Annotated in this window: 7 protein-coding genes and 1 pseudogene; 3 read left to right on the top strand and 5 right to left on the bottom strand. The window is 62.5% G+C overall.

Annotated features, from left to right (window positions below; genetic code table 11):
• From ACZYSP_RS32765 to ACZYSP_RS32755, 3 genes and pseudogenes are all read left to right on the top strand, one after another.
• A partial coding sequence (locus ACZYSP_RS32765) for a hypothetical protein (protein ID WP_489018744.1) occupies positions 1 to 1,668 on the top strand: 1,668 nt, incomplete at its 5' end.
• A 183-nt stretch (positions 1,669 to 1,851) separates the two neighbouring features.
• Entirely contained in the window at positions 1,852 to 2,073 is a 222-nt protein-coding gene (locus tag ACZYSP_RS32760) for a hypothetical protein (RefSeq protein WP_489018742.1), read from the top strand.
• A gap of 237 nt (positions 2,074 to 2,310) precedes the next feature.
• A pseudogene (locus ACZYSP_RS32755) lies at positions 2,311 to 2,568 on the top strand (helix-turn-helix domain-containing protein); the annotation flags it as partial.
• Positions 2,569 to 3,080: 512 nt separating this feature from the next.
• Here the strand turns inward: ACZYSP_RS32755 and ACZYSP_RS32750 are convergent.
• Genes ACZYSP_RS32750 through ACZYSP_RS32730 form a run of 5 tightly spaced genes read right to left on the bottom strand, consistent with a single transcriptional unit; the run spans position 3,081 to position 7,346 of the window.
• On the bottom strand, positions 3,081 to 3,314 hold the full coding sequence (locus ACZYSP_RS32750; RefSeq protein WP_489018740.1) for a hypothetical protein: 234 nt from the start codon (positions 3,312 to 3,314) through the stop codon (positions 3,081 to 3,083).
• 26 nt (positions 3,315 to 3,340) lie between these two features.
• Entirely contained in the window at positions 3,341 to 3,868 is a 528-nt protein-coding gene (locus ACZYSP_RS32745; RefSeq protein WP_489018738.1) for a YbjN domain-containing protein, read from the bottom strand.
• 28 nt (positions 3,869 to 3,896) lie between these two features.
• A complete protein-coding gene (locus ACZYSP_RS32740; protein ID WP_489018736.1) occupies positions 3,897 to 4,823 on the bottom strand; it encodes a peptidylprolyl isomerase in 927 nt (308 codons plus the stop codon).
• Positions 4,820 to 5,551: a hypothetical protein gene (locus tag ACZYSP_RS32735; protein ID WP_489018734.1), complete on the bottom strand. Its 732-nt coding sequence runs from the start codon at positions 5,549 to 5,551 to the stop codon at positions 4,820 to 4,822. The genes ACZYSP_RS32740 and ACZYSP_RS32735 overlap by 4 nt, the downstream gene beginning before the upstream one ends.
• Positions 5,552 to 5,576: 25 nt before the next feature.
• Positions 5,577 to 7,346, bottom strand: coding sequence for a putative porin (locus ACZYSP_RS32730; protein WP_489018732.1), 1,770 nt, complete (start codon positions 7,344 to 7,346; stop codon positions 5,577 to 5,579).
• Positions 7,347 to 7,363 lie beyond the last annotated feature (17 nt).

The raw sequence follows: 7,363 nt of genomic DNA, 5'->3' as shown, positions 1-7,363 counted from the left end.
GAGAGCCGAAGAAGCGTCCTCGAAGCGGGAAAACAGCGCCGACAGCGACCCTGGAACGTCGAAATCACACAACCGCCGCCTTCAGTGCGCAGGATGGCTTCGGCGCGCCTGGTATTTCAGCAGCCTGTTAGGGCGACAACGTTCTGGGTAGTGGTGACAGTTGGCGTTCTGACGCTGCTCACTGACCTTTGGCGGACTGAGCAGTGGTTGGTGCCTAAGGGCAATTTGCTGACCCCTGGGACTTGGCAGGCTCTCCTTGGGGGCATCTTCCTTCTGACGTTCCTTACCTGGGCCTGGTTTGCTTTCATCCGGCCACCCCGCTACAGCACGCGAAATGCCAAGCGATTTGCAAATGCGCTGTATTCATCCATCGTCAAGGGCGCACCCGAGGAACTGGGTGTGATCGCCGACGAGCTTGCTCGTTCGGCAATGTCTCTTATTTATTTCGCCACCGACCGTGACGAAGACACACCTTCAGCCGTCCCGGAGCCGAAGTCGCTGCGCGAACTGGCAGTTGCGTACGCCAATGACATCCTGCTCTTGATCGCGGACAAGAGATTCTGCCGAGCGATTGTCAGATCATCGCCAGGAACGGCTTGGGCGCTGTTTTCTGAGGTGAACGCCTCAAAGAAATACAACGTTCAGATCGGAACGTTTGGCGCGAACATCGTGCGCGAGGCGCTCGATAGCAAGGACTCTTTTCTCTTCCATGAAGCTGATGGATATGTTTCAGGATTGATCGGCTACCAAAAACCCCTCAGCCAAGCTTTGTTTTCCAATTTCGAGTTGGTCGAGGCTGTTGGGACGCTGCTGGATCCGGAACCAATGGCGCCCGGCAACTGGACTGAAGAGCAGTGGCAGGCCTACTGCCGCATGGTGCTGATGACTTTCCGCAGCTTCGTGGCTGGCGGCTTTCACCACATGCACTCCTATTCGCTTTATCGTGCGTTGAGCCAGGTACAGCGCGCCTGTGGAGGCCTATACAAGCTCAATGGGCAGACGGAACGCTGGGACCACGAACTGATTGGCCGGATCGATGTCGTAGTGAAATTCGTTGAAGATGCCGTCGAGACACTAGGTCAAAAAGCAATTCCCAAAGGGATCAAAGCGCGAACCAACAGGCTAGAAGCGGGCAAGGACTTTTACGACCATTTGGCCAGGCTCATCTTTGAACTGATCTTTTCAGCTTCAGCGGTCCGCGCACCATCGGACCTATGTTGGGATGTCCAACACAACGCCGTGTGGTCTGCACTGTTCCATTTAAGTCGGCTGGATTCACCGGCTGGGCGGGTCATCAAGTTCAAGGTGCGACGCTTGCTCTACAACGAAATTGTAGAAATGGAGAAGTTTCCAAATTTCAAGGGTGCCAAAATTCTTGGCTTTTGCTTGAATGTACTGGGCTTGCAGCCGGGCACACCACCATACGATCGGCATGACAGGGCGATTCAAAGGGTGGTGCTGGCTTGGACCAAGCGCAACTACGTAGGCATCCATGGCGCCAACCCTCTCGTCGCCGCGGAGTGCTTAGTCGATCGGGTTACCTATGAAAGCGATGGCCCAAGACTTGTGAAAACGTATCCGGTCGAAAATCTTCGGCTAGAGACTAGGCGAGTAATTTTGGAACTCGATCCGATAGAGACCAACGGGCCGGCTATCGACCGAAAGTGAAACTCCATTGCGGTATCGGCAACGATCATCCCGCACATTTATCGCAGGAACAGGGCCGAACGCTCCGCAGTGCGCTTCAGATGTGGGCAAGCTCGACCTGTCTGATATCCGTTGGGTAATCGTCGGCAGCGAACCCAGAGCGAAAGCGCGCCCCATGTCGTGCTCTTAGATGGCGCCAAGGGCATGGCCTTCGAACAATTCTTCGGACAACTCATCAGCACGACGCCGACCACTCGCAGCATGGTGGAAGCCGCGGTCTTGGAGCTCCACCAGAGCGGTGAAATCCGAGCGCTGGATGAACGAGGCAATGCGTCGAAGGCCCGTTTCCGACTCAAGGCGAACCACGTGCTGCGGCTACCGTCACAGCGCACGTTTAATTTTTCGAACCAGCTTTTAACGTCCTAGTCGATCGACCAGGATGGAAAGCAAATTATGTCAATCGGAGCGCCATGCCAGTTCGAGCATCTGCTCAGCCATCCAGTTGCACTGATGGAGGAGCGCGTCTAGCACGACGCGCAGTTTACTGACGTCGTAATTGTTGATTACCGTCGAAAATTGACCCTCTAAAGCCAGTAATTTCCGTCTAAGACTGACCCACGTAAAACCCTACCCTGCTCATTTTTAAAGCAGGGGATCCTAGGAGTGATAGACGTGGCGACATTGAGTGTCATCAGACGCTGGGCCCTGCGCGAGCAGATGTCCATCCGCGAGATAGCTAGGCGTACAGGCCTGTCTCGCAACACCGTCAAGAAATACCTGCGAGCCGGCGAAGAAGAGCCGCGCTACGCCAAGCGGGCGAGCTCGAGCAAGCTCGACCCCTATGCCGACAAGCTCGCGACCTGGCTCGCGATCGAGGCAACCAAATCGCGGAAACAGCGGCGCAATCTGCGGCAGATCCACACACTCAACCTAAAAAGGAGAACATCAAGCACTTATCCACACCGTGACGCCTTCAGGCTCACAAAGCGGGTGGGTCAGTATTCGGTGGAAATCTAGGGTCAGAGATCGGCGGAATTCAACACTGGAACAACGAGAAGCGGATCAAGACCCCCCTTGGCTCTCTCAGTCCTATCGAATACCGAAAAAGTCTCGGACTTGCGACATAAAACCAGTCCAAGTTTTTATCCGCACCCCCTAGGGTCAGAAACCGGCGAAATTCAACACCGTGACGTTGAACTCACGTGAGAGCTCCGTCGGTGTTCGCCCCGCGCGCACGAGCTCAACCATCTGTTGACGGAACCCCGCCGGGTACGGCGGTCAGACTCTGACATCTTCGACTCCTTGAACGCAAAGCTCGATGGGTCCACAGAACCGGGTCAACTCCAGTCTGGTGCAAAGGGGTGGGCAAGTAAAACCAGCAACGATGCCAAATCAAAAGGTCGAATGGAGCAGTTCCAAGTTCTCACCCAACCTCATTTCGACTTCGAGCCGCCGAGCGCACGCCGCGCAGCATTGAGCTCCGACATCGAGATGTGCAGTTCGGCCATGGTCTTCACCAGCAGATCGAGCAGCGCCGCGCGCTGCCGCTGACGTGCCGTCTCGGCACGTCGCGCACGCCGTGCCTGACGTTCAGCGGCATGGATGACCCGGGCCATCGGTGCATCGTGATCGGCGATCGACGGCTCGGGTCGGGAGATGACAGGCATCGCACTTCGCTGCGTGCCGGGCATTCTCAGCCGACCGCTGAATTGTGTTGCCCGGCGGTGACGCCTGCAGTATCGGTATTTGCGGCATCGCCGCGCGTCGTCCCTGCCGGCCCGTAGTTGCGCAGGTGCAAGAAGAACTCGCCCATCATTTGCATCCACAGCCGAACAGCGAACGCGAGGTACACCGGACTCACGCCGCCGGCGACCACCACGTCCATCTCCAGCACCACGAAATCGCCATGCTGCGCCACGCGCGCGAAACGCTTGGTGCGGTGCCACGAGGCAAGCATGGCGTCGGGCAGCGTGCCGCCCTGCACGTGCAGCGGGCAGCTGAGGGTGAAGTCGGTGTACTGGGTGGTGGTGACGGGGTTGCCCCACAGCACCTGGAAGCCGATGCCGTGGCTCGCGCTGTGCAGGCGCGCCACGCCGTCCTGCTCGATGATGGTGACGGCGCCGCCGGCGGCCTTGATGGCGTCCGACACCTGCTCGGGCGTGACGGCGTCCAGCAGATCGGCAGCGGTGACTTCGTTGTTTGTTGTCGGTGTGTTGCTCATGGATGACCCCCGTGGATGGATGTTGTGTTCAATTGGTTTTCTTCACCGCCGCGTCGAGCGCACCGGCGTCGATACTCAGCTTCGTGGCGGGCGCGATCTGCGCAAGGTAGGCCTGCACGAGCTGCTGCTGCCGCTGCTGGCGCAACGCGGCCTGCAGCTTCGGCCTCATCTCTTCAAGGGTGGCGGTGCGCGCGGGCTGCGCTTCGAGCACCTTCACGACGTGGAAACCGGCCTCGGACTGCACGGGGTCGCTGACCTGCCCGGGCTTGAGCCTGGCGACGGTGTCGCGCAGCTCGGGCAGCATGCGCGCGAGCGGCAGCGTGTCGACTTCGCCACCTCGCTCGGCGCTGCGTTTGTCCTGCGAGCTGGCACGCGCCACGGCCGCGAAGTCGCCGGTGCGGGCCTGCCGGGCGAGCTTGCCCGCTTCTTCGCGCACCTTGGTGATGGTGGCCGCATCGCGCTCGGGGGTGGCCAGGAAGATCTGCGCGACGCGGTAGGCGGCCGGCAGGTTGAAGTTGGCTTTTCCCTGCTCGTAGGCCGTCTTCAGGTCGGCGTCGGACGGGAAGTCGGTGGGCACCTGGCTCACCGATTCGAGATAACTGGTGCTCACGACGCGCGCGGTGACCTCCCACGTGGCAGCGTCAATCCTCGCCTTGACCTCGGGCCGGTCGGCCCAGCCCTTTGCACGGGCATCGCGCAGCACTGCTTCGCTCAGCAGGCGCTGGCGCAGCCAGCCGTCGAGTGTTGCGCGGTCGGTCCTGACGGCGGCGCGCTCGCTCTCGGGCAAGGCTTGCAACAGCTTCTCGACCTCGTCCTGTCCCACCGTGATTTCGCCGAGACGGGCCACGATGGCACCGCCTGAAGCGGATGCCGACGAGGGCGTCTGCGCACCGGCCATGCCGACCGACGAAGCCAGCAGCACGAGCGCGGCGGATGATGACTTGAGGTGCTTCATTGCTTGTCTCCCGATGCCGGTGCGGACGCAGCAGCGGCTGCGGCAGGCGCCGGTGCACCCACGGCGCGCACGTCGAACTTGCTCTCGTACAGCTTGTCGCCGTACTGCTGCGCGATCTGCTCGAATTTGACGCGGCTCTGCGCCGCGAAGGGCTGGCGCGACGCGAGCACGGTACCCACGTCCACCGTCTCGTAGGCCCGCAGGATCTCCTGCCCCACCGCGTAGAGCTGCGCGTTCTTGGCCTCGCACTGCGTGATTGCCGTGCGGTGCGTCGTGGCTTCTGTCGCCAGGCGCTGCCGCTCGGCCTCGGAGGTGCGCGTCATCTTCAGCAATTCGTCGTAGGCGCCGCGGTACTGCGCGATCTGCGCCGTGGCCTTGTCGGTCGTCGCATGCGCCTGCTGGCGCAGTTGCTTGCTGCCGGCGCTGGCCGCTTCGCGCGCCTGCCGTTCGGCCGCGACTTGCGCCTGGCTTTGCGCCAACTCTTTCTTCAGCGCATCGAGTTCGGACTTGGCCGGCGCGGCGCCGGCCGCGGGTGGCGCCGCGGGCTGCCCCGCCTTCAGCGCGGCCAGTTCGTTCTGCGCCTGCTGCAGCTGCGACGTCGTGATGCGCAGCTGCGCGCGAAGCCGCTCCTCCATGCTCTGGCCGCCCGGTGGCTGCTGCTGGGCGTGGCTCGCAGCGGCCAGCGTGGCCAGCAGCAGCAGCAGCGCCGGAAAGATTTTTCTGGACACGGCAGGCTCCTTCTTCTTGTTGTTGTCAGAAACGCGCATTGAATTCGAGCTGCAGCGTGTCGATCGACAACGGCGGCCCGTAGACCTCCTTGGTCGAGATCCAGCGGCCGGTGAACCACATGTTCTTGTCGATCGCATACGAACCGCCCAGGAAGTAGCCACGCGCATTGGTGCCGCCGCCATGGAAGGTCGAGTCGTTGTAGCCGTCGGGCATCGCGTCGGGTTCGATGCGCTTGTAGCCCGCCAGCACGTTCCAGTCGCCGCGCGCCGCCGGTGCCGGCTTGCCATAGGTGGCCTGCAGCATGTAGGCATTGCCGCCGCTCTTGAAGTCGGCCTGGCCGGTGCCGCCGGTGGCGCCGAAGTTGTTGACGATGGCGCCGCGGATGCCCGCTCGGTTCCAGATGTCCTTGGCGTCGTAGGCGGTGTTCTTCACGAGGTTGGCCTCCAGGCGCAGGTTGTTGCCGGCCAGCGGCGTGTCCCAGCGCAGGTTCAGGTCGATCAGGCGGAACTTCGAGGCTAGGCCCACGTACTGCGGCTGCGGCGTGCCGGCCGGGTTGGTCGGATCGAGCGTGATGTCGCGCAGCAGCATGAGCGTGTTGCCCTTCTGCATGAAGGCCGGGCGCGACCAGTCGGTGCTGCAGCCGTCGACACCCGCGTAGAGCGCGCACGGCTGCGAGATCTGGCCGCTGATGTTGCGGAAGTTGTAGTACGCGAGCGCGCCGCGCAGGCGGTTGTCCTCGTCGATCTTCCAGTCGGCGCCCACCTGCGCGCCAAGCAACCACTTGTTCTCGCTCTTCATCTTGTCCTGGCTGCGGCTCGGAGCGTTGTCCGAGCTGTACTCCAGCGGAATCAACCCCAGCGTGCCGAACAGAGTGAGGTCCTTGTTCGACGCCAGCTTCTTCTCGAATTTCGCGGCAATGCCGTCGAAGTTCAGGTCGCTGGAATACAGCAGGTCGGTCGACATGAAAGGGTTGCCGAAGCGCCCCGCCGTCACGGTGAGCCATTCGACCGGCTTGTGCGAGATCCACATCTGGTCGAGCCACACGCTCTTCTTGCTCAGGCCGCCGCCTAGGGTCTGGGTGGTGGAGACCGGGCTCTCGTCGCTGCCCGAGGCCAGGCGCACGCCGGCCTTGGTGTTCTCGGTGAGGTCCGCATACACGCCCAGCCGCGCGCGAGCGCGGAACAGGTTGCGGCGGTCCTGCTGGGTGTTCAGGATCGATGGCAGCGAAAGGTTCGTGTTGGGATTGACGTCGAAGCCCGCGCCCCTGTTGAGCTCGGCCCAGTTGGTCTCGATGTTGCTGTTGCCGCCCGAGTAGCCGCGCGACTCGTTGCGCACGCGCACGTCGCCTTCCACGCGGATGCGCTTGCTCCACTCGGGCGTTTCGTTGGGCGCGGCCCAGCCTTCGTCCTTGGCCTGCGCCATGACCTGGGCCTTGACCTCGTCGCGGATCTGGTCGCGCACGGTCTGCGAGATGTAGGGCACACGCACGTCGCCCGGCTCCAGGCGCACGCCGCCGGCGGTGCTGGCCGATGCGGCGGTCGCGGACGCGGCCAGGCGCTGGGCCTGCTGCGCCGCGATGGCCTCGGTCTGGGCCTGCGCCAGCAGGGCCTCGCCCACGTCCTTGGCGAGCGAGCCGCTCTGGATCAGGCCGCGGATCAGCTTGACCATGGTGGTCTCGGCAGGGGCAGCTGCCGTCTGTGCGGCGGCATGGCCGGCCGACAGGACGAACACGGAGGCCACGGCCGCCGCGAGCGCGCACTGGCGCAGGATCGGGATGTGTTGAAGGTGGTTCATCGCTTGGTTCGCAACTT

This window comes from Variovorax sp. F042, assembly GCF_057814215.1.
Note: the sequence above shows the minus strand (reverse complement) of the source record. Positions and strands in the feature narration are given on the sequence as shown.

Coding starts and splice junctions, on each gene's coding strand:
- ACZYSP_RS32740 (WP_489018736.1), bottom strand. CDS start 4,823: ATGAAGCACCTCAAGTCATCATCCGCCGCGCTCGTGCTGCTGGCTTCG.
- ACZYSP_RS32750 (WP_489018740.1), bottom strand. CDS start 3,314: ATGCCTGTCATCTCCCGACCCGAGCCGTCGATCGCCGATCACGATGCA.
- ACZYSP_RS32730 (WP_489018732.1), bottom strand. CDS start 7,346: ATGAACCACCTTCAACACATCCCGATCCTGCGCCAGTGCGCGCTCGCG.
- ACZYSP_RS32760 (WP_489018742.1), top strand. CDS start 1,852: ATGGCCTTCGAACAATTCTTCGGACAACTCATCAGCACGACGCCGACC.
- ACZYSP_RS32745 (WP_489018738.1), bottom strand. CDS start 3,868: ATGAGCAACACACCGACAACAAACAACGAAGTCACCGCTGCCGATCTG.